Raw genomic sequence first — 19064 nt, 5'->3', positions numbered from 1 at the left:
CGTGCTATGCGGAGGCGCGGCGCACGAGGGCCGTCGGCAGAACCACACCGGCAGGCCCGCCGCCACTCTCCACTGCCCCCTCCCCCTCCGTACCTGCGCCGCGCTCCTGCACTCCCCTCCCCCTGAGCAGCATCCTGGCCATCAACCGCCCCATCTCCTCTATGTCCTGACGGACCGTGGTGAGGGGCGGTTCGGTCTGCTCGGCGACCGGGAGCATGTCGTCGAAGCCGACCACCGCCACGTCGTCCGGCACCCTGCGACCTCGTTCGCGGAGCACCCGGAGGGCGCCGGACGCGGTCAGGTCGTTGGCCGCGAAGACGGCGTCCAACTCGGGCGTACGGTCGAGCAGTTCTCGCATCGCACGCTCCCCGCCCGCCGGGGTGAAGTCGCCCTCGGCGATCAGTGCGGGGTCGACGTCGGGCAGGGCGTCGCGGTACCCGTCGAGCCGGTCGACCGCGGAGGTCTGGTCGAGGGCGCCGGTGATGTGCGCGATACGGCGTCGTCCGAGGCCGACCAGATGCCGCACGGCTTCCCGGGCGCCGCCCCGGTTGTCGCAGTCGACGTAGGGCGCGTCCGGCCCGCCACCCTCCGCCTCGGGCCAGCCGGGGCGCCCGCCGAAGACGGTCGGGACGCCGGCGCGGCGGATGATGCCGGGCAGCGGGTCGTCCAAGTGCAGCGAGAAGACGAGCGCGCCGTCGACGTGCCCGCCCGCGAGATACCGCCCCACCCGCTCGTGATCGTCCCGCCCCTCCGTGAGGAGCAGCACGAGCTGGATGTCATGCGCCGTCAACTCCTTGCTGATGCCGCGCAGTTGCAGCGCGAAAAACGGGTCGGCGAAGACCCGCGTCTCGGGCTCGGCGATCACGACGGCGACCGCGTCGTGGCGCCGCGTGACCAGGCTCCGGGCGGCCCGGTTGGGCACGTACCCCAGCTCGTCGACGGCCTGCCGCACCTTCTCGGCGAGCACCTCCCGCACCCCCGGGTCCCCGTTGACGACGCGCGAGACGGTGGCCCTGGAAACCCCGGCACGAGCGGCCACGGCCTCCAGAGTGGGACGCGGTTCCTCGGTCACCTTCGGCACTCCTCCCTGACGATGTCAGGAGGCATCTTTCCGTATGGCCGGCCGTGGGTACCGCCCCACTTACAAGCTCCGCCCCGCTTCTCTACTCCACCTCGATGCCGAAGTCCTGCACCAGCTCTTCCAGACCTCCCGTATAACCCTTGCCTCCCAGGACGAAGTCCCAGTCCCCGTTCGCCCTGCGACGGAACGAACCGAGTACGAGAGCGGTTTCGCGTGGGCGGCCGTCGGAGACCTCGAGGGTACCGAGCTCGGTCAGTTCGGGGTCGAGCAGGCGGATACAGGCATCCGTGAATCCAGAGAGGTCGGCGTCCGGGTTGACTTCGGGGTCGACTGCGGCCGCCAGCACGAGTCGGTCGGCCTCGGCCGGCAGTGCGTCGAAGGAGACGCAGACCGCGGCCTTGTCGGGCGCGGCGGCGGCCACTGCCCGCACGGAACCGTCCGGAGTCTGCAGATTGTTGTAGAAGACGAAGAAGTCGTCGCCGATGACACGAGTGCCCCGGCAGACGAGTGTGCATACGTCCAAGGCGACGCTTCCTGTCCACGACATGCCCAGAACGTTGTAGTCGTCGGGCAGTCGGGGGTCCGGCTCCGAGAGGGGCGACGGAGCCTCCGACTGCCCGTTTCCGCCGCCGAGCCGTCCGCGCAGACCGTGCCGATGCAGCAGATCGACGAGTTCGGCACCCGAGATCAGCTCCAGCGGCTTCCCGTTGGCGAAAGTGTGGGATCCAGGACCGAACCCCGACGTCGTCACGAGGACACCCTTGTTGACCCCCGCGTCCTGCACCGTCCCGTACAGATCACGCACAGCGGTGGGCGGCACCGTATTGCGGTAGCGCTTGACCTGCACGACCATCTTGCCGCCACGGATCGGCGTCGGATCCAGGGCGTCGACGTCCACACCGCCGTCATGGGACCGTGCCGTCGTCACGGCCTGCATTCCCATGGCCCGGAAGAGTTCGGCGACGAGATTCTCGAATGCGACCGGGTCCATCGCGTAAAGGTCCGGTTCCTCGTCGCTGCCGTGGGCGACGACGCGGTTCCCGACGTCCTGCGGACGTCGCCCGGGCCTGACCGACGCCAGTTGGTCGGGGCGCGACGAGAGCTGCCCCCTCAGCGCTTCGGCCAGGCAGCTGCAGGCGTCCACTTGTGCCAAGTAGAGCTCACGGAACGAAGAACGGGACGCCATCACGGTGGCGAGGAAAATACGCCCCGGCCGGCCTGTCGTGGGGTCGTGCCCGTCGACGAATCCGTTCAGGGCAACGGAATCGAGAACGCCAAACTCGTCCGAAGCATAGACCTCGTGCAACACAAGCAGCATGCACTGGGCGAGGACTTCTCTGTACAGAGCACGGCGTTGGCTCGTCGGGCGAGCTATCTCCTTGTCCTGGTCGGTCCCGTACATGTACCGAACCGACTTGACCTCAGGAACGACGCCGTAGGCGGGCAGTTCCCAATCAAGCACCAATTGGCCGGCGGCAGGGTCATAGGCGGCCGCGACCTGCCGCGGAAATCCCTCCGGCCATCCCGTCGACGCATACAGAGCCGCCGAGAAGTACTCGACCACCGCATCAGGATCCCGGCGCCTCACTCCTTGGGTCACGGCGGCGACGCCTGCGTTGTGGGCACGCACTTCGGCCAGCTGTCCATCGGCCCACGCCCGGTACTCCCGCTGGTAGGCGGCCAGCTGCTCGGGCTGCGTCAATGGTCCGGGGGCGAACGGCGGAACCTCCTCCGGGCGCATGAGCGAGGAGGACCTGAAGGGCGCGGCCCGGCAGCCCGCGGCAAGAATCCCCTGCAGCGCCGCGACCTGCGCGTCCAGCTCCTCGGTGCGTCGCTGCGCCTCGGCCTGCCGGTACTCGCGATGGCTCTGGGCGGCGCGCCACTGATACGCCCGCGCTTGCTGAGCCTGCTGTCGCTGCCGCCTGGCTTCAGCTTCCGACTGGCGCTGTTGTTGCCGTTGCATTTCGGCCCACACACCGACAAAACCGCTGGATCGACGACTCATATGCTGCAGCCCCCCGGGACATCGGCAGCCGAATACCGGCCGATTGTCCCCACAATCAGCCGTAACACAACGACTCTACCGACCAGCCGCCGCCCCGCATATCCAGTCGGCACAGCCGAGCGAAGTCCCTTCCACATACCCTGCCCCCATGTTCAAGAAGCGGAGAGAGCGCAAGCTGGCCGAGCTGCATCAGGAGCTGGGAGGCGCTCTGCGCGACCCCGACGTGGCCGTTCGTGCCAAGGCCGCGGTCGCCGCCGCCGAAGGTGCCGAGCTGGAGTGGGCGCTTCGGGAACTGGCCGGGGCCGTGGCGCGCGAGCCGTGGACGGACGACTTCCACGAGACCGTGGTCGACGGGTTCTGTGCCGCGCTGCGACGCGACGACGGGGTACGGCGGCGCGTCGAGGGGATCGTCGCCGCGCACCTGGACGACCCCGAGGGGTTCCTGCGGGCGTGGACCCGGTTCGTCGAGGAGCTCGGCGGGCCCCCGGCCCTGCGGGAGGTCGGCGAGGACATGCAGGACGACATGCGGGAACGCCTCGCGTATCTGCGCGGGCAGGGCTGGACCCCGCAGGGGCTCGACGGGGTCGGACGGCCCGGGGACTTCCAGCGCGATCTCGCGTTCGACTTCGCCGTGATGCTGGCGTCGCTCGTCGTACGCAGGAACGAACCGCTGGGCGCGGAGGACGCGGACCGGCTGCGGGAGCGGGCGCGGGACGTGTTCGCGGAAGCGCTGCCCCTCGCGCCGGGTTCCGAGGAGCGCACCGACATCCTGGTCACCCTCGCGCGGAGCGCCGACGGGGAGTCGTGGAGCGAGCGCGCGCAGGTCGGTCTGCTGATCGACGAGGCTCTTGACCTCTGCGCCGACGACGACTCGGACCGCACCACCCTCGGTGTCGAGACGCTCTCGGACCTGCTGCTGTTCAACGACACGCTCCGGTACGGACCGGTCCGCCGGGCCCTGGACCGGCTGGGCGCGGGGCAACAGCCCGTCCCCCGCGTCCTGGCCGAGGTCTTGCGCTGTTACGACGAGCTCCAGATGCACAAGCCCTTGGACGAGCCGCCCTACCCGCTGTTCCTCGAAGCCCTGCGACACCCCGACGCCGACGTGCGCCGGGCCGCCGCCGACGGCCTCAACCCGATGGCCGCGGGGTCCTCCGTGGAGGGCGAGGCCGTGGAAGGGCTCGTCCGGCTCCTCGACCACGACGAGGAGACCGTCGTCCGCGTCGCCGCCGCGCAGGCGCTGGCCGGTCTCGACTGCGCCGAGGAACGCCACGTCGGTGCCGTCACCGACGCGCTGCAGCGGCACGCCGACTCGCCGGTCCCCGCCCTCCGCGCCGTCAGCTTCCGCGACGCCCTCGCACGGCACATCCCGGACGCGTACGACCGGCTGCTGCACGAGCTCGAATCCCCGGACGTGCACTGGGCGTTCGTGGCGGGCTGCCTGTTCGCCGCGCTGGACGACGGGTTCCGGGTCCCCGACGACCTCCGTCCCCGCGTCCTCGAACGCCTGGAGCGGCTGGAGGCCGACGGCTGGGCCGACCGGTGCGCGGTGCCGGACGGCTACCCGGATCCGGACGACCTCGCCGAAATGCTCTCTCAGCTGATGGAGCGGCTGCGCGCCGGCACGAACTAGTGGTGGTGCCCTCCGGACGAGTCCGACGCGTCCGGCGACTTCGAGGAGCCTGAGGGTTTCGGCGACTTCGATGAGCTCGACGCCCCTGCATGATGCGCCTCATACTCCGGAATCGTCCCGTCCGCCTTCTTCACCAGGAACAGCCCCGCCATCCCCATGTCCGAGTGGCTCTGGACATGGCAGTGGTACATCCACGCCCCGGCCCCCACGCCCTCCCCCGCGATGACCTGGAAGCCGAAGGAGTCGCCCGGGCCCGTGATCTTGTCGTCGAGGATCTGGCTAGGGTCGTCGGGGCCGGTCAGGAGGCCCGTGCGGTTGTCCGCCCAGCGGTGACCGTGCACGTGGAACGTGTGGTAGTACTCGCCGTGGGTGATCGAGACGAACTCGACACGGTCGCCCACGGTCGCCTCGAACGCGGGGGCGTCGTGGCCCGCCTTGTTGTTGATCGTCATGTCGTTGAACACGACGGTGAACGTCTTGTCGGGCAGCAGATCGCCCTTGCGCCGCACGATCAGCGGGCCGTAGAGCCCCTTGCGCACGCCCGTGGTGCCGTGGTCCGTGCCGACCACGTGGTCGTGGTAGTGCCAGTAGCCCGCCGTGCCGGGGCGCCAGGTGCCGTCCTTGCGGCGGCCCGGCTTGTGCGTGCGCCAGGTGTACGTGCGCTTGCCGCCCGGCTCCACGTGGCTCTTGGTGTGTCTCGTGCCGTCGCTGGAGATCTCGTAGTCCATGCCGTGCACGTGCAGGCTCGCGTCGACGTCCATCGTGTTCTCGAACTCGATGTGCAGCGTGTCGCCCTCGTTGAGCTCGATGAGCGGGCCGGGAATGGACGCCTTGCCCTTCTCCAGGCCGTACCCCATCTGCCCGTCCGGGAGCTTCTCCGCGTACAGCTTGATGCGCTTGACCTCGCCGCCCGCCGGTGCCGTCCTCGGCGGCGCCTCGGCTGTGCTCGCGTCGGGCGCGCCCGCCACCGACAACGATGTCACCCCCGCCGCCGCTGCCGCGCCGCCGACGAGCATCCGACGGTTGAAGCTGCGCCTGTCCAGATCCCGTCGGTTCAGTCGGTCCATGACGAACTCCCCACTGCGGTACGGAGACTGACGGGGCGCAGGAGGCCCCGGGGACGGCCACACGGTATCGGCCGGATCTTTGTTTATCCACACGCAGGACAAAGTTGGTGCTATCGCGGTGATACCTATTGGCGAGGCGCGAAAAGAGGTCTAGCTTCGTCGGCGCTGTTGCTGTGACCGACGAGGGGTGGGTGTACTCATGCGGCGCACACCGCATCAAAGGCCCTTGACCATACGAGGGTTGAGCAGAACTCGACGTAGACCGGACCACAAGCACCGGGCCTGGGCGGCCGCGTTGCTGTCCGGCGCCCTGGTCACCGGGGCCCTCTCCGCACAGGCCGCGTCCGCGCGGCCGTTCCCGGAACCACCGCTGACAACGATGTCCCTTCCCTCGCCGCCCGGCGGGGCCAACGTCAAGGTGCTCGTCTTCCACGGGTCAGCGGCGGACGGCGACGAGTCGCCCGTCGTCAACGCAGGGATCGAGGCCATCGAGAAGATCGGGCAGTCGGGCCCCGCCGCCGAACGGTTCAAGATCGTGGCGACGGACGACGCGTCCGTTTTCACCGACGAGAGGAAGCTCGGCAAGTTCAACGCCATCGCCTTCCTCACCGGCGGCGGTGACGTCCTCGACGCCGAGCAGGAGGCGGGCCTGGAGGCCTACATGGAGGCCGGCGGCGGCTTCCTCGGCATCCACGACGCGGCCCGCGCCGAACCGTATTCGAGCTGGTTCACTGGCCTGATCGGCGCCCGTCCCGCCGACGCGAGCCCGACGGACGTCCAGCGCGCCACCGTCGAGGTCGGCGACCGCGAGCACCCGGCGACCAAGGGCCTGCCGCTCCAGTGGAAGCGCCCCGACCGGTGGCTGAACTGGACGAAGAACCCCTCGGGCGACGTCCACACGGTCGCCCGCGTCCGCGAGTCGACCTACCAGCCTGGCACCGGGAAGAACGGCTGGGACCACCCCGTGTCCTGGTGCCGCGACTACGACGGCGGGCGCTCCTTCTACACGGGCATGGGCGGCACCGCGGCCTCGTACGACGAAGCGGACTTCCGCAGCCATCTGCGCGGCGCCCTGCTCTGGACCACGCGCATCGCGCGCGCCGACTGCCAGGCGACGATCAACGCCGACTACAAGGCGGAGCGCCTCACGCAGGCCAACCAGCCGGGCAAGAACGACCAGATCGGCGAGCCGCACGGTCTGGTCACCGCGCCCGACGGCAAGGTCTTCCACATCGGCCGCGGCGGCGCGGACTCCTCGCGGCCCGTCGTCACCGACTGGAACAACCCGGACATCGGCAAGGGCACGGGCGAGATCCACGTCTACGACCCGAAGACCAAGAAGTCGACGCTCGCGGGCGCGCTGACCGTCTTCGGCAACAAGGGCGGCGGCGACGAGCTGATCAAGGTCGAGGAGGGCCTCCTCGGCATCGAGCTCGACCCGAAGTTCGAGCAGAACGGCTGGGTGTACCTGCACTACACACCCCACTCGCAGATCAACCGTGAGACGCACATGGCGCAGCGGTACGTCTCCCGGTTCACCTACGACCAGGGCACGGGCAAGCTCGACATGGGCAGCGAGAAGGTGCTCCTGAAGTGGCCGGTGCAGATCCACAGCTGCTGCCACGCGGGCGGCGGGATGGCCTGGGACTCCAAGGACAACCTCTACATCGCGACGGGTGACAACAACTCCTCGCAGTTCTCGGACGGTTACTCGGGCAACAACCCGCAGCCGAACTTCAAGGGCGTCTCCTTCGCCGACGCGCGCCGCACGGCCGGGAACACCAACAACCTCAACGGCAAGATCCTGCGCATCCACCCGGAGCCCGACGGGACGTACACGCTCCCGTCGGGCAACCTCTTCACCGGCAAGGAGCCGGACGAGGGCGGCGGCAAGACGCGCGGCGAGATCTATGTGATGGGCGTCAGGAACCCGGCGCGCATCTCGATCGACAAGAAGACGGACACGCTGTACGCGGGCTGGGTGGGACCGGACGCGGGCGCGCCGTCGACGACGTGGGGCCCGGCGAAGTACGACACGTTCGCGGCGATCACCCACGCCTCCAACCGCGGCTGGCCGTACTGCATGGGCAACAACCAGCCCTACCGCGACCGGAATCTGCCGGACCCGTCGAAGCCGCTCGGCTGGTACGACTGCGAGAACCTCAAGAACGAGTCGCCGAACAACGACGGCCTGGTGAACATCCCGCCGGCCGAGCCGAACAACATCTGGTACTCACCGCAGGGCGGCGGCGTCGACTATCCGCGCGACGCGAAGGGTGTGCCGAGCTACAAGACGGCGGAGCAGAAGATTCTCCTGCCGTGGCTCAAGGGCGGCGGCCAGGCCACGATGAACGGCCCGGTCTACCGCTTCGACGCGGCGAGCACGAGCGCCGACAAGTGGCCCGCGTACTGGGACGGCAAGTGGTTCGTCGGTGACTTCTACGACTCGGACCAGCCGCGGCACGCGGTGGTGACCGACCCGAAGACGGTCGGCAAGGGCGGTCTGCCCGTCCACGCCGAGTCGCTGAAGAAGATCATTCCGGTCGGCAACGACGGCATCAAGAACCTCATGGACTGGAAGTTCGCGCCGGACGGCTCGCTGTACGTCCTCGACTACGGCCGCGGCTTCTTCACCTCGGACTCCAAGTCGGCGCTGTGGCGCGTGACGTACAAGGGCGGGGCGCCGACACCGGCCGCCGACGACCTGGCCAGGAAGGCGGGATGATGCGATCTCCTATGTCGCGGACCTCACGGTCGGCGCAACGGCGAAGACTGTACACGGCGCTGTTCGCCGCGCTCCTGATGGTGCTCGGCCTGACGTCGACGGCGGCGGTGGCCCGCCCCGACAACACGGGCGTGTCCGCGCAGGCGCAGACACTCACGTGGACCGCCGACAACGACATCAGCAAGTACAAGTCGGCGCCGACCACGGCGGTGGCGGGTCCGACGACGATCGTGTTCGAGAACAGCGAGGCGACCGGCAACACGACCGGCATGCCGCACACGCTGACGTTCGACACCTCCGACCCGGAGTTCAACAACGACGTCACGCTCAACATCATGGCCAACCCCAACGACGACAAGGGCGGCAAGCACACCGCCGAGGTGACGCTCACCCCGGGCCGCTACCGCTACCACTGCACCATCCCCGGCCACGGTTCGATGCAGGGCATCCTGGTCGTGACGGAAGGAGGCGGCGAGGACACCAAGGCGCCGGAGGCCGCGGCGAAGGTCGAGGGGACCACCAACTCCGAGGGCGCGTACGTCGGTTCGGCGACGGTGGTGGTGACGGCGACGGACGAGGGTTCGGGCGTCGACAAGGTCGAGTACGCGGTGGGGGCGGACGGTGCCTGGCAGCCGTACACCGCGCCCGTGGTCGTCGACCAGGTCGGCACCCACAAAATCCGCTACCGGGCCACCGACAAGGCGGGCAACGTGTCCGCGGAGAGGGCGGCCGACTTCAAGGTCGTCGCCCCGCCGACGGACGACAGGACGCCTCCGGAGACGTCGGCCACGGTGAGCGGCGAGAAGAACGACCAGGGACAGTACGTGGGGATGGCGACGGTCACGGTGACCGCGTCCGACACCGGCTCCGGCGTCAACAAGATCGAGTACGCGATCGGCGACGGTGCGTGGACCGCGTACACCGCGCCGGTCATGGTGCACGAGGCGGGCGCCCACAAGGTCCGCTACCGCGCCTCCGACAAGGCGGGCAACCAGGCGGGCGAGAAGGCCGCCGAGTTCACCGTCGTCGCGCCGCCCGTCGAGGACAGGACCCCGCCGGAGACGTCGGCGAAGGTCGAGGGCAGCAAGGACTCGGACGGCGCCTACCTCGGTAAGGCGAAGGTGACGGTCACCGCCACGGACGCCGGGTCGGGCGTCGCCACGGTCGAGTACTCCCTGGACGGCGGCCCCTACCTCGCGTACGAGGCGCCGGTCGTCGTCGACCGCGTGGGGCGCCACACCGTGGCGTACCGGGCGAGCGACAAGGCGGGCAACGCGTCGGAGGCGAAGACCGCCTCCTTCACGGTGGCCGAGGGCGGCGGCGTGCCTGCTCCCAACTGCCCGGAGTACGACGAGCGGTTGACGGTCTTCGTGGGCACGGTCGACACGGGCATCCCGAACCGGGTCACGAACAACCGCTGCCGCGTGGGCGAGCTGATCGAGGACGAGAAGGAGTGGACGTCGCACGCGCTCTTCCTGAAGCACGTGAAGAGCGTGACGGACAAGCTCCTGAAGGCGGGCGAGATCGACAAGCGCGAGTACAACAAGATCAACCGCGCCGCCAAGCAGTCCGGCATCGGCAAGCCCGGCCAGACGGAGGGCTACCGCAAGCTCTTCGACGGCACGCAGGCGTCCCTCGACAAGTGGGAGCAGGTCGGGGGCGGCAAGTTCGGCCTGAACGCGGACGGTTCGATCACCAGCAGCACCACCGTCCAGGGCATGGGCATGCTGTGGTTCCCGCAGCGCAAGTACGGTGACTTCTCGCTGAAGCTCCAGTGGCGGGACGACGCGCCGGGCAACGGCAACGCCAACGGCGGCGTCTTCGTCCGCTTCCCGCAGGTCCACGACCATCCGGAGGAGTCACGCCCGGAGTGGGTCGCCATCAAGTACGGCCACGAGATCCAGGCCCTGGACCGGCCTGACGGCGACATGTACAAGACCGGCTCGATCTACGGCTTCGACCGGGTGGGCCTGGCCGGCGCGGGCGTCACGCCCAAGGGCACGTGGAACGACTACGAGATCAAGGTGGTGGACCAGCACTACTCCGTCTACCGCAACGGCGTCCTGATCAACGAGTTCGACAACACGGGCGGCCAGGAGTTCACGCCTCCGCGCGGCGACGACCCGGGCACGGACGGGCGGCGCTACTCGTCCGGCTACGTCGGGGTGCAGGTGCACGGGGTCACGGACGTGATCTCGTACCGCGACATCCGGATCAAGGAGCTGTAGCCCCGGGTCGAACCCTGCCGTGTCGGCGCCCCCGCCCCGCCCGGGACGGGGGCGCCGCTACTCCTCGTGCTTCGCCCGGCTCGGCTGCACCCGCTTCGGCTCGCCCGGCATCTTCGGGTACTCCGGCGGATACGGCAGGTCGCCGAGGCCGTGGTCCCGCTCGTCCTGGTCGGCGAGGGCGAGCAGCGCCTCCAGGGAGTGCCGGTGCTCGTCCATGCCGGCGTGGACGTCGCCGACGTCGGCGAAGCGTCCCGGCATGGTGGCGAGGTCGAAGTCCTCGGGGCGGGCGTCCTCGACCTCGTCCCAGCGCAGGGGCGCGGAGACCGGGGCGTGCGGGCGGGCGCGGAGGGAGTAGGCGGAGGCGATCGTGCGGTCCCTCGCCGTCTGGTTGTAGTCGACGAAGATCCGTTCCCCGCGCTCCTCCTTCCACCACGCGGTCGTGACGGCGTCCGGCATTCGCCGTTCCAGCTCCCGCCCGACGGCGATGGCCGCCCTGCGCACCTGCGTGAAGGTCCAGCGCGGCTCGATGGGCACGAAGACGTGCAGGCCGCGCCCGCCGGATGTCTTGGGCCAGCCTTCGAGACCTCCGAACTCGTCCAGCAGCGACCGCAGTTCATGGGCGGCGCGGACCGCGTCCGCGTAGTCGGTGCCGGGCTGCGGGTCGAGGTCGATGCGGAGTTCGTCGGGGTGGTCGAGGTCGTCGCCGCGCACGGGCCAGGGGTGGAAGGTGAGGGTGTTGTACTGGGCCGCCCAGATGACGGCGGCCACCTCCGTGGGGCACATCTCGTCGGCGGTCCGGCCGCTGGGGAAGGCGATGGTGGCGGTGGGGATCCAGTCGGGGTGGTTCTTCGGGGCGCGCTTCTGGTAGAAGAACTCGCCGGCCGCCCCTTCGGGGTAGCGCTGCAGGGTGGTGGGGCGGTCGCGGAGGGCGCGGAGGATGCCGGGGCCGACGGCCACGAAGTACTGGGCGACGTCGAGCTTGGTGAAGCCGCGCTCGGGGAACACCACCCGGTCCGGGCTGGAGAGACGTACCGTCCGCTCACCCGTGTCGATGTCCACGGCCGCGCTCTTGCCCTTGGCTGCACCCATGCGAGCCACGCTAAGCGTCCCGGACATTCACCGCACATCGGACGATATGGCTCGCCACGGGCACAAGGACCGCGGACCAGAGGTCCTTGGTCACCTCCAGTCGGGCCCTCCGGCGGCACGTCCGCGGACCCGCGTGCCGAAGACTGAAGCCCCGGACGCCCATCCCGCCCTGGATGACCTCGTCGTGTCGGGCACGGCGCTCGACGCCGTCCTGACCCGCCGGCTCCAGCTCGGCGACCCGGACGGCGACGTGCGCCGCGCCCTCGCGGCCTTCCCCGTACCGGAGTTGACGTCGACACGGAGGGCCGTCTCTGCCTGTGCAACGGGCTCCTGTCCACGGTCGGACTAGGCCAGCGCCACCCCGGCCGGACGCGACGAGCCCCCGGCGGTCACCCTCGGCCGGGACCTGGGCTTCCTGGCGGATCTGAGCCCGTGCGGCGGCCCCTACCGGGCGGTGGACGTGGTGCAGTGGCTGACGGGGAGGAGCGGGCCGATTTCGCCGGTGCCCGCGCCTTCGGCAGGATGGGGGGCATGACCGAGATCCGCACCCCCCGCCTCCTCCTCCGCCGCTGGCACGACGACGACCTCGCACCGATGGCGGACATCAACGCGGACCCGAGGGTCATGCAGTGGGTCGACGGCGGTCCCGTGCACGACCTGGACCACACCGCCGAGGCCATCGAGCGCTGGGAGGAGGAGTGGGACGACGAGGGCTTCGGGCTCTTCGCCGTCGAACTCCTCGCCTCCGGCGAGCTCGCCGGCTTCACGGGCCTCTCCGTCCCCGAGTCCCTGCCCGAGGCCGAGTCCGAGGTCGCGATCAGCTGGCGGCTCGGCGCCCAGTTCTGGGGCCAGGGCTACGCCTCCGAGGCGGCGCAGGCCACGCTCGAATTCGCGCTGCAGGACCGTGGCCTCGACCGCGTGATCAGCATCGACCGGGTCGGCAACCAGGCCTCCGCGAACGTCGTACGCAAGCTCGGCATGACCCTGGACCGCGAAACCGTCCACCCGGTCTCCGGCCACCCCCTGCACATCCACTCCATCGACCTCACGGAGTACGAGGCCTGAGAGTCGCGGGGTCAGGCGCGCACGGCGAGGGTCCGGTCGAGAACACGCTTTCGGGTCATGGGGACGCCTCCGGTGTGGGAGCGGCGTGGTCGCCCGGCCTGGGCCCGCAGGCGGTCCGCCGGGGTGGCGCCTAGATTTGAATCATGGATCTGCCGGTCATGCCGCCCGTGAAGCCCATGCTCGCCAAGCCCGTGAAGAAGATCCCGCCGGGCATGCAGTACGAGGCCAAGTGGGACGGGTTCCGCGCGATCGTCTTCCGTGACGGCGACGAGCTCGAGCTCGGCAGCCGCACCGGCAAGTCCCTGACGCGCTACTTCCCCGAGCTGGTGGCCGCCCTGCGCGAGCGGCTGCCGGATCGGTGCGTGCTGGACGGCGAGATCGTGATCGCCAAGGAGGGGCGCCTCGACTTCGACGCGCTGACGGAGCGCATCCACCCCGCCGCGTCCCGCGTGGCCACGCTCGCCGAGCGCACCCCCGCCTCCTTCGTGGCGTTCGACCTCCTCGCCCTGGCCGACGAGGCGCTGCTCGACGCGCCCATGGCCGACCGGCGCGTCCTGCTCGTGAAGGCGCTGTCCGGTGTCACGGCCCCCGTGCATGTGGCGCCCGCGACCACGGACCCCGACGTGGCGCACGTCTGGTTCGAGCAGTTCGAGGGCGCGGGCCTCGACGGCGTCATCGCCAAACCCCTCGACCTGCGCTACCGCCAGAACGAACGCCTCATGTTCAAGATCAAGCACGAGCGCACGGCGGACTGCGTGGTCGCGGGCTACCGCTTCCACAAGAGCGGCCCCATCGTCGGCTCACTGCTGCTCGGTCTGTACGACGACGGGGGCGCCCTGCAGCACGTGGGCGTGTGCGCGGCGTTCTCGATGAAGCGCCGCGCCGAGCTCATCGAGGAGCTGGAGCCGCTGCGCATGACGTCCGCGGCCGGTCACCCGTGGTCCTCCTGGACGGACGAGACGGCGCATGAGACGGCCCGTATGCCCGGCGCCCCGAGCCGCTGGACGGGCAAGAAGGACCTGTCCTGGGTGCCGCTGCGGCCGGACCGGGTCTGCGAGGTGGCGTACGACCACATGGAGAACGGGCAGCGCTTCCGCCACACGGCCGCCTTCCGCAGATGGCGCCCGGACCGCACCCCGGAGAGCTGCACGTACGCCCAGCTGGAGCAGCCGGTGCGGCACGCGCTCGACGACGTGCTGGGCGCGACGGACCGATAGCCCGCCCCCGAACCACTCCGATCACGCCAAGGCCCCGATCACGCCAATGTTCTCTTGCGCTCCCCCGTATCTTCCGCCCCTCTGACCGTGACCGTATGCTCCTGCGCCTGACACGTCAGTTACCGACGGTAAGGGGGGCGGGGCATGGGGCACAGTCGTGCCGAGGGAACCACGCGGCGGGGGTTCGTCGCGGGGGCGGCTGCGGTCGGTGGAGCGGCCACGCTGGGTGTGGGCGCGGGCGCGCTGCCCGCGGTGGCCGCGCCGGGCGCCGTGGATGCGTCGCGGGCGAAGCAGACCGTGGCGGTCCTCGGCGGTGGCGTCGCCGGGCTCACCGCCGCCCACGAACTGGCGGAGCGCGGCTTCGCGGTCACCGTCTACGAACGCAGGGCGCTCGGCGGCAAGGCCCGCAGCATGGACGTACCGGACAGCGCGAAGGGTAACCGCAAGCCGCTGCCCGGCGAGCACGGCTTCCGCTTCATCCCGGGCATCTACCACAACCTGCCGGACACGATGCGCCGCATCCCGTTCCCCGGGAACGCGAACGGCGTGTGGGACAACCTGATCGCGCCCCGCGAGATGTCCTTCGCGCGCACGGGCCGCGAGGACATCAGGATGCCGATCCCGTGGCCGGGCCACGAGCCGGAGAAGCTCACCCTGGACGACATCCGGCGGGCGCTGACCGCGCTGCTCGACACCGCGTTCAACCTGCCGGCCCACGAGGCCGCGTACTTCGTGAACCGCGCGCTCGTCTTCTTCACCAGCTGTGACGAGCGCAGGGACGACGACTGGGAGTCGACACCCTGGTGGGAGTTCACGCGCGCCGAGCGGATGTCGAAGGACTACCAGCGCATCCTCGTCATCGGCGTGACCCGCAACATCGTGGCGACCAAGGCCGAGGAGGCCAGCACCCGCACGGTCGGCACGCTCGGTGAGGCGTTCGTCCTCAACGCGCTCGGGCAGGGCGCGGACGGCCCGCCCGACCGCATCCTGAACGCGCCGACCAACGAGGCGTGGATCGACCCGTGGGTGACGCACCTCAAGTCCCTCGGCGTGGAGTTCCGCGTCGGCTGGACCGTGCGTGAGCTCGGCTTCGGCGCGGGACGCATCACGAAGACCGTGGTCGAGGACCCCGACGGCGTACGGCGCGACATCACCGCCGACCACTACGTCCAGGCCATGCCCGTCGAGCACGCGCGCCGCACGTGGAGCGCCGCGCTCAAGGCCGCCGACCCGCAACTGGCGCGCTGCGACAAGCTGGAGACGGACTGGATGACGGGCATCCAGTTCTATCTGACGGAGCGCCCGGCCGTCGTGAAGGGCCACTTCAACCTCATCGACTCGCCATGGTCCCTGACCGGCATCGCGCAGGCGGGGCACTGGCCCGAGCGGGACTTCCCGGCCGACTACGGCGACGGTGTCGCGGTCGAGTGCCTGTCGGTCGACATCTCCGAGTGGGACAAGCCGGGCATCCTGTACGGCAAGACGGCCAAGCAGTGCACCCGCGAGGAGGTCGCGAAGGAGGTGTGGGCGCAGCTCAAGGCCGCACTCAACGACACCGGCAGGACGGTCCTGAGCGACAGCAAGCTGCACTCGTGGTTCCTCGACCCGGGGGTGGACGGCCTCGGCACGCCGAACCCCACCAACGAGGACCAGCTGCTCATCCACCCCGTGGGCACCTTCCACAACCGCCCGTCGGCCGCCACGAAGATCCCGAACCTCTTCCTCTCGGGTGACTACGTCTCCGTGGACATCGACCTCGCGACGATGGAGGGCGCCAACGCGTCGGCCCGCCAGGCCGTCAACGCCCTCCTGAAGCAGGCGGGTTCGGGGCACGAACCGTGCACGGTGACGCCGCTGTACCGCGTCCCCGCGATCGAGGCCCTCAAGCGCGTCGACCGCACCCGATACCGGCTCGGGCTGCGCAACGCCCTCGATCTGGGCTGACAGACCCTCTCCGAGGGGCTGCGATTCCGGCCGCGTTCGGGGTAGGACTTGCGCATGAGGCGGCGGACGCGGACGCGTACACGGGTCGGGACCGGAACCGGGGCGGCGGTGGCGCTCGTGCTCGCCGCGCTGGCGTCCGGCTGCACGATCGAGCCCGCCGACGGAAAGCATCCGTCGGCGGGCAAGGGCGGCGACGTGCTCGCCGTGAAGATCGACAACGTCACGGCGGCCCGACCGCAGACCGGCCTGGACTCCGCGGACGTCGTCTACGTGGAACAGGTCGAGGCGGGACTCAGCCGCCTCATGGCGGTCTACGCGTCCCATCTGCCGCCCGTCGTCGGCCCCGTGCGCAGCGCGCGCGAGACGGACCTCGAACTGCTGCGGCAGTACGGCCGCCCCGCGCTCGCGTTCTCCGGCGCCCAGTCCAAGCTTCAGCCCCTGATCGCCGGCGCGCCCGTACGCGCCCTGCCGCCGGGCAAGGCACCCGGCAATGCCTACTACCGGGGCGGCGGGAAGCCCGCGCCGCACAACCTCTTCGTGCGCCCGGACGCCCTGAAAGTGGCCCCGCGCGAGGGTGCCCTGGCCGACGCGGGCTTCCGGTTCGGACCGCGCCCGAAGGGCGGCACCCCGCAGACGCGGCGGACGGTCCGCTTCCCCGCGGCGCGCTTCACCTTCGACTGGGTGGAGTACGAGGGGCGGTGGCGCGTCGCGATGGACGGCAGACGGGCGCGGACGTCCGGCGGGAAGGAGCTCGGCCCCTCGACAGTCGTCGTGCAGTACGTGAAGGTGCGGCCGTCGCACTTCCACGACCGCGCGGGCAACGTCTCACCGTTCACCGAGACGGTCGGCGAGGGGACCGCGAGCGTGCTGCGGGACGGGCGCGCCTACAAGGCGCGGTGGAAGCGCCCGACGGCCGGGGAGGGCACGGAGTTCACGACGGCCGACGGGAGTCGACTGCCGTTCGCGAAGGGGCAGGTGTGGGTGGTGTACGCGCAGGCGTGACCGGCCCCGCGGGGTCGCGCAGGCTCTCCGCCGCGTCCGCGACCCGCTGGATCAGGTCGAGGAAGACGCCCTGCTCCTCCGCCGAGAGCGGGGCGAGGAGGATCTGGTTCATCCGGGCGGTCCGCACGGTCAGCGCGCGGTGCGTGCGCCGGCCCTCTTCGGTGACGCGCAGCAGGCAGCGTCGGCCGTCCCGTGGGTCGCGCACCTTGGCGAGCAGTTCCCGGCGGATCAGCCGGGCGACGACCTCGGCGATGGTGGACCGGTCGAGGCCCACCCGCTCCCCCACCGTCCGCTGATCCAGGCCGGGTTCGGCGACGAGGGCGTTGAGGACGGCGTACTGCGGCGACGTGGTCTCCTCGGACACCATCGCGTTCCACATGAGGTGGTGCGCCTGCTGCAGCCGCCGGGCCAGATGCCCGGGGTGGGTGGCGAGGTCCACGGCCTCCACTCCGACTCCCTCTGCTCGACTCACGGCCTCTTGCACGGCAGTTGGGGCCACCCTATCCTCGCCGGAATAGTCAGTGCCCTGAGCATTGTGGACGCGGATGCCGCGGAGGCTGCGGATGGACAAGGTGGTGGCCACGGCTGCCGAGGCAGTGGCCGACGTGCGGGACGGGGCATCGGTCGCGGTCGGCGGCTTCGGGTTGAGCGGTGTGCCGAACGAGCTGATCCGCGCGCTGCACGCCTCCGGCGCCGCCGGTCTGCACGTCGTGTCCAACAACTGCGGCGCCCTGGACTCGGGCCTCGCGGTGCTCCTCGCGGCGGGCCGGATCGCCCGCGTGACCGGCTCGTACATCGGCGCCAACAAGGAGTTCGCGCGCCAGTACCTCGCCGGCGAGCTGGAGGTCGAGATGATTCCGCAGGGCACACTCGCCGAGCGGCTGCGTGCGGGCGGTGCGGGCATCCCCGCGTTCTACACGCCGGCCGGGGTGGGCACCCAGGTCGCCGACGGCGGGCTTCCGCTGCGCCACGACGGGCACGGCGGGGTCGCGCTCGCCTCCCCGGCCAAGGAGGTGCGGGAGTTCGACGGCACGCCGTACGTCCTGGAGCGCGCGATCCGCACCGACTTCGCGCTGGTCCGCGCGGCGCGGGGCGACCGGCACGGCAACCTCGTCTTCCGCAGGTCCGCCCGTAACTTCAATCCGCTCGCCGCGATGGCCGGACGCGTGACGGTCGCCGAGGTCGAGGAGCTGGTGGAGCCGGGCGGCATCGACCCGGACGCGGTCCACCTGCCCGGTGTCTTCGTGCACCGGGTGGTGCCGCTCACCCCCGGGCAGGCGGCGGACAAGCGGATCGAGAAGCGGACGGTGCGCGGCTGATGGCGTGGACCCGGGACGAGATGGCCGCCCGCGCGGCACGCGAACTCCGCGACGGTCAGTACGTGAACCTCGGCATCGGTCTGCCCACGCTGATCCCCGGCCATCTCCCTCCGGGCGTGGAAGTCGTCCTGGAGTCGGAGAACGGCATCCTTGGTGTGGGCCCCTATCCCACCGAGACCGAGGTCGACCCGGATCTGGTCAACGCGGGCAAGGAGACGGTGACCGTGCTGCCCGGCGCCTCCTTCTTCGACTCGGCGCTCTCCTTCGGGATGATCCGCGGCGGGCACATCGACGTCGCCGTCCTCGGCGCGATGCAGGTCTCCGCGCGCGGGGACCTCGCCAACTGGGCGGTCCCCGGCAAGATGATCACCGGGATCGGCGGGGCGATGGACCTCGTGCACGGCGCCCGTACGGTCATCGTCGTCATGACGCACACGGCCAAGGACGGCTCCCCGAAGCTCCTCGCGGAGTGCACGCTGCCGCTCACCGGCAAGGCCTGCGTCGACCGGATCGTCACCGACCTCGGCGTCCTGGAGGTGACGGGGCGCGGTCTGGAGCTGGTCGAGACGGCGCCCGGAGTCACCGCAGCGGAGATCGCGTCGAAGACGGCGGCGGAGGTGCGCGTGGCGCTGCGCTGACAGGCCGGAGACCGTCACTTACCGGGAAACGCCACCTTCCGGAGAACGTCA

The 19064-nt window shown here is 70.5% G+C and carries 15 protein-coding genes; 10 read left to right on the top strand and 5 right to left on the bottom strand.

The window, feature by feature from the left end; translation table 11 throughout:
- Positions 1 to 4: 4 nt before the first annotated feature.
- Positions 5 to 1072: a LacI family DNA-binding transcriptional regulator gene (locus DEJ49_RS31560; RefSeq protein WP_150187264.1), complete on the bottom strand. Its 1068-nt coding sequence runs from the start codon at positions 1070 to 1072 to the stop codon at positions 5 to 7.
- Between the two features lie 91 nt (positions 1073 to 1163).
- The gene (locus DEJ49_RS31555) at positions 1164 to 3086 is read right to left on the bottom strand and encodes a restriction endonuclease (protein ID WP_190329504.1); all 1923 of its coding nucleotides are present in this window, start codon (positions 3084 to 3086) and stop codon (positions 1164 to 1166) included.
- 148 nt (positions 3087 to 3234) lie between these two features.
- Between DEJ49_RS31555 and DEJ49_RS31550 the strand changes: the two genes are divergently transcribed.
- Complete coding sequence (locus DEJ49_RS31550) at positions 3235 to 4719, top strand: HEAT repeat domain-containing protein (RefSeq protein ID WP_150187263.1); 1485 nt, start codon at positions 3235 to 3237, stop codon at positions 4717 to 4719.
- Here the strand turns inward: DEJ49_RS31550 and DEJ49_RS31545 are convergent.
- Entirely contained in the window at positions 4716 to 5762 is a 1047-nt protein-coding gene (locus tag DEJ49_RS31545) for a multicopper oxidase domain-containing protein (protein ID WP_150188602.1), read from the bottom strand. The two genes, DEJ49_RS31550 and DEJ49_RS31545, sit on opposite strands and share 4 nt — an antisense overlap.
- 223 nt (positions 5763 to 5985) lie before the next feature.
- On the opposite strand from DEJ49_RS31545, the gene DEJ49_RS31540 reads away from it, so the two are divergent.
- Together DEJ49_RS31540 and DEJ49_RS31535 are read left to right on the top strand one after the other, a co-directional pair.
- Entirely contained in the window at positions 5986 to 8511 is a 2526-nt protein-coding gene (locus DEJ49_RS31540) for a ThuA domain-containing protein (protein WP_150187262.1), read from the top strand.
- Positions 8511 to 10739, top strand: a complete 2229-nt coding sequence (locus tag DEJ49_RS31535) for an OmpL47-type beta-barrel domain-containing protein (RefSeq protein WP_223833252.1) — start codon at positions 8511 to 8513, stop codon at positions 10737 to 10739. The genes DEJ49_RS31540 and DEJ49_RS31535 overlap by 1 nt, the downstream gene beginning before the upstream one ends.
- A gap of 57 nt (positions 10740 to 10796) precedes the next feature.
- Here DEJ49_RS31535 and ligD read toward each other — a convergent pair whose 3' ends face one another.
- Entirely contained in the window at positions 10797 to 11828 is a 1032-nt protein-coding gene (gene ligD / locus DEJ49_RS31530; protein ID WP_150187261.1) for a non-homologous end-joining DNA ligase, read from the bottom strand.
- Between the two features lie 133 nt (positions 11829 to 11961).
- Between ligD and DEJ49_RS31525 the strand changes: the two genes are divergently transcribed.
- The 5 genes from DEJ49_RS31525 to DEJ49_RS31505 all read left to right on the top strand — a co-directional run bounded on the left by DEJ49_RS31525 (position 11962) and on the right by DEJ49_RS31505 (position 17056).
- The gene (locus tag DEJ49_RS31525) at positions 11962 to 12177 is read left to right on the top strand and encodes a hypothetical protein (protein ID WP_150187260.1); all 216 of its coding nucleotides are present in this window, start codon (positions 11962 to 11964) and stop codon (positions 12175 to 12177) included.
- Positions 12178 to 12359: 182 nt separating this feature from the next.
- Positions 12360 to 12893, top strand: a complete 534-nt coding sequence (locus DEJ49_RS31520) for a GNAT family N-acetyltransferase (RefSeq protein ID WP_150187259.1) — start codon at positions 12360 to 12362, stop codon at positions 12891 to 12893.
- A 143-nt stretch (positions 12894 to 13036) separates the two neighbouring features.
- Positions 13037 to 14110, top strand: a complete 1074-nt coding sequence (locus DEJ49_RS31515) for an ATP-dependent DNA ligase (RefSeq protein ID WP_150187258.1) — start codon at positions 13037 to 13039, stop codon at positions 14108 to 14110.
- A 144-nt stretch (positions 14111 to 14254) separates the two neighbouring features.
- Complete coding sequence (locus DEJ49_RS31510) at positions 14255 to 16054, top strand: FAD-dependent oxidoreductase (RefSeq protein WP_150187257.1); 1800 nt, start codon at positions 14255 to 14257, stop codon at positions 16052 to 16054.
- 54 nt (positions 16055 to 16108) lie between these two features.
- Complete coding sequence (locus DEJ49_RS31505) at positions 16109 to 17056, top strand: DUF3048 domain-containing protein (RefSeq protein ID WP_150187256.1); 948 nt, start codon at positions 16109 to 16111, stop codon at positions 17054 to 17056.
- Here the strand turns inward: DEJ49_RS31505 and DEJ49_RS31500 are convergent.
- A complete protein-coding gene (locus tag DEJ49_RS31500; RefSeq protein ID WP_150187255.1) occupies positions 16986 to 17504 on the bottom strand; it encodes a MarR family winged helix-turn-helix transcriptional regulator in 519 nt (172 codons plus the stop codon). The two genes, DEJ49_RS31505 and DEJ49_RS31500, sit on opposite strands and share 71 nt — an antisense overlap.
- A 115-nt stretch (positions 17505 to 17619) precedes the next feature.
- On the opposite strand from DEJ49_RS31500, the gene DEJ49_RS31495 reads away from it, so the two are divergent.
- A complete protein-coding gene (locus DEJ49_RS31495) occupies positions 17620 to 18375 on the top strand; it encodes a CoA transferase subunit A (protein WP_150187254.1) in 756 nt (251 codons plus the stop codon).
- Positions 18375 to 19013, top strand: coding sequence for a CoA transferase subunit B (locus DEJ49_RS31490; RefSeq protein ID WP_150187253.1), 639 nt, complete (start codon positions 18375 to 18377; stop codon positions 19011 to 19013). Before DEJ49_RS31495 ends, DEJ49_RS31490 begins: the two co-directional genes overlap by 1 nt.
- The last annotated feature ends 51 nt before the right edge of the window (positions 19014 to 19064 follow it).

Origin of the sequence: Streptomyces venezuelae (assembly GCF_008642335.1) — a bacterium.
Lineage (GTDB): Bacteria > Actinomycetota > Actinomycetes > Streptomycetales > Streptomycetaceae > Streptomyces > Streptomyces venezuelae_F.
This window is presented reverse-complemented; position numbering and strand designations above follow the sequence as displayed.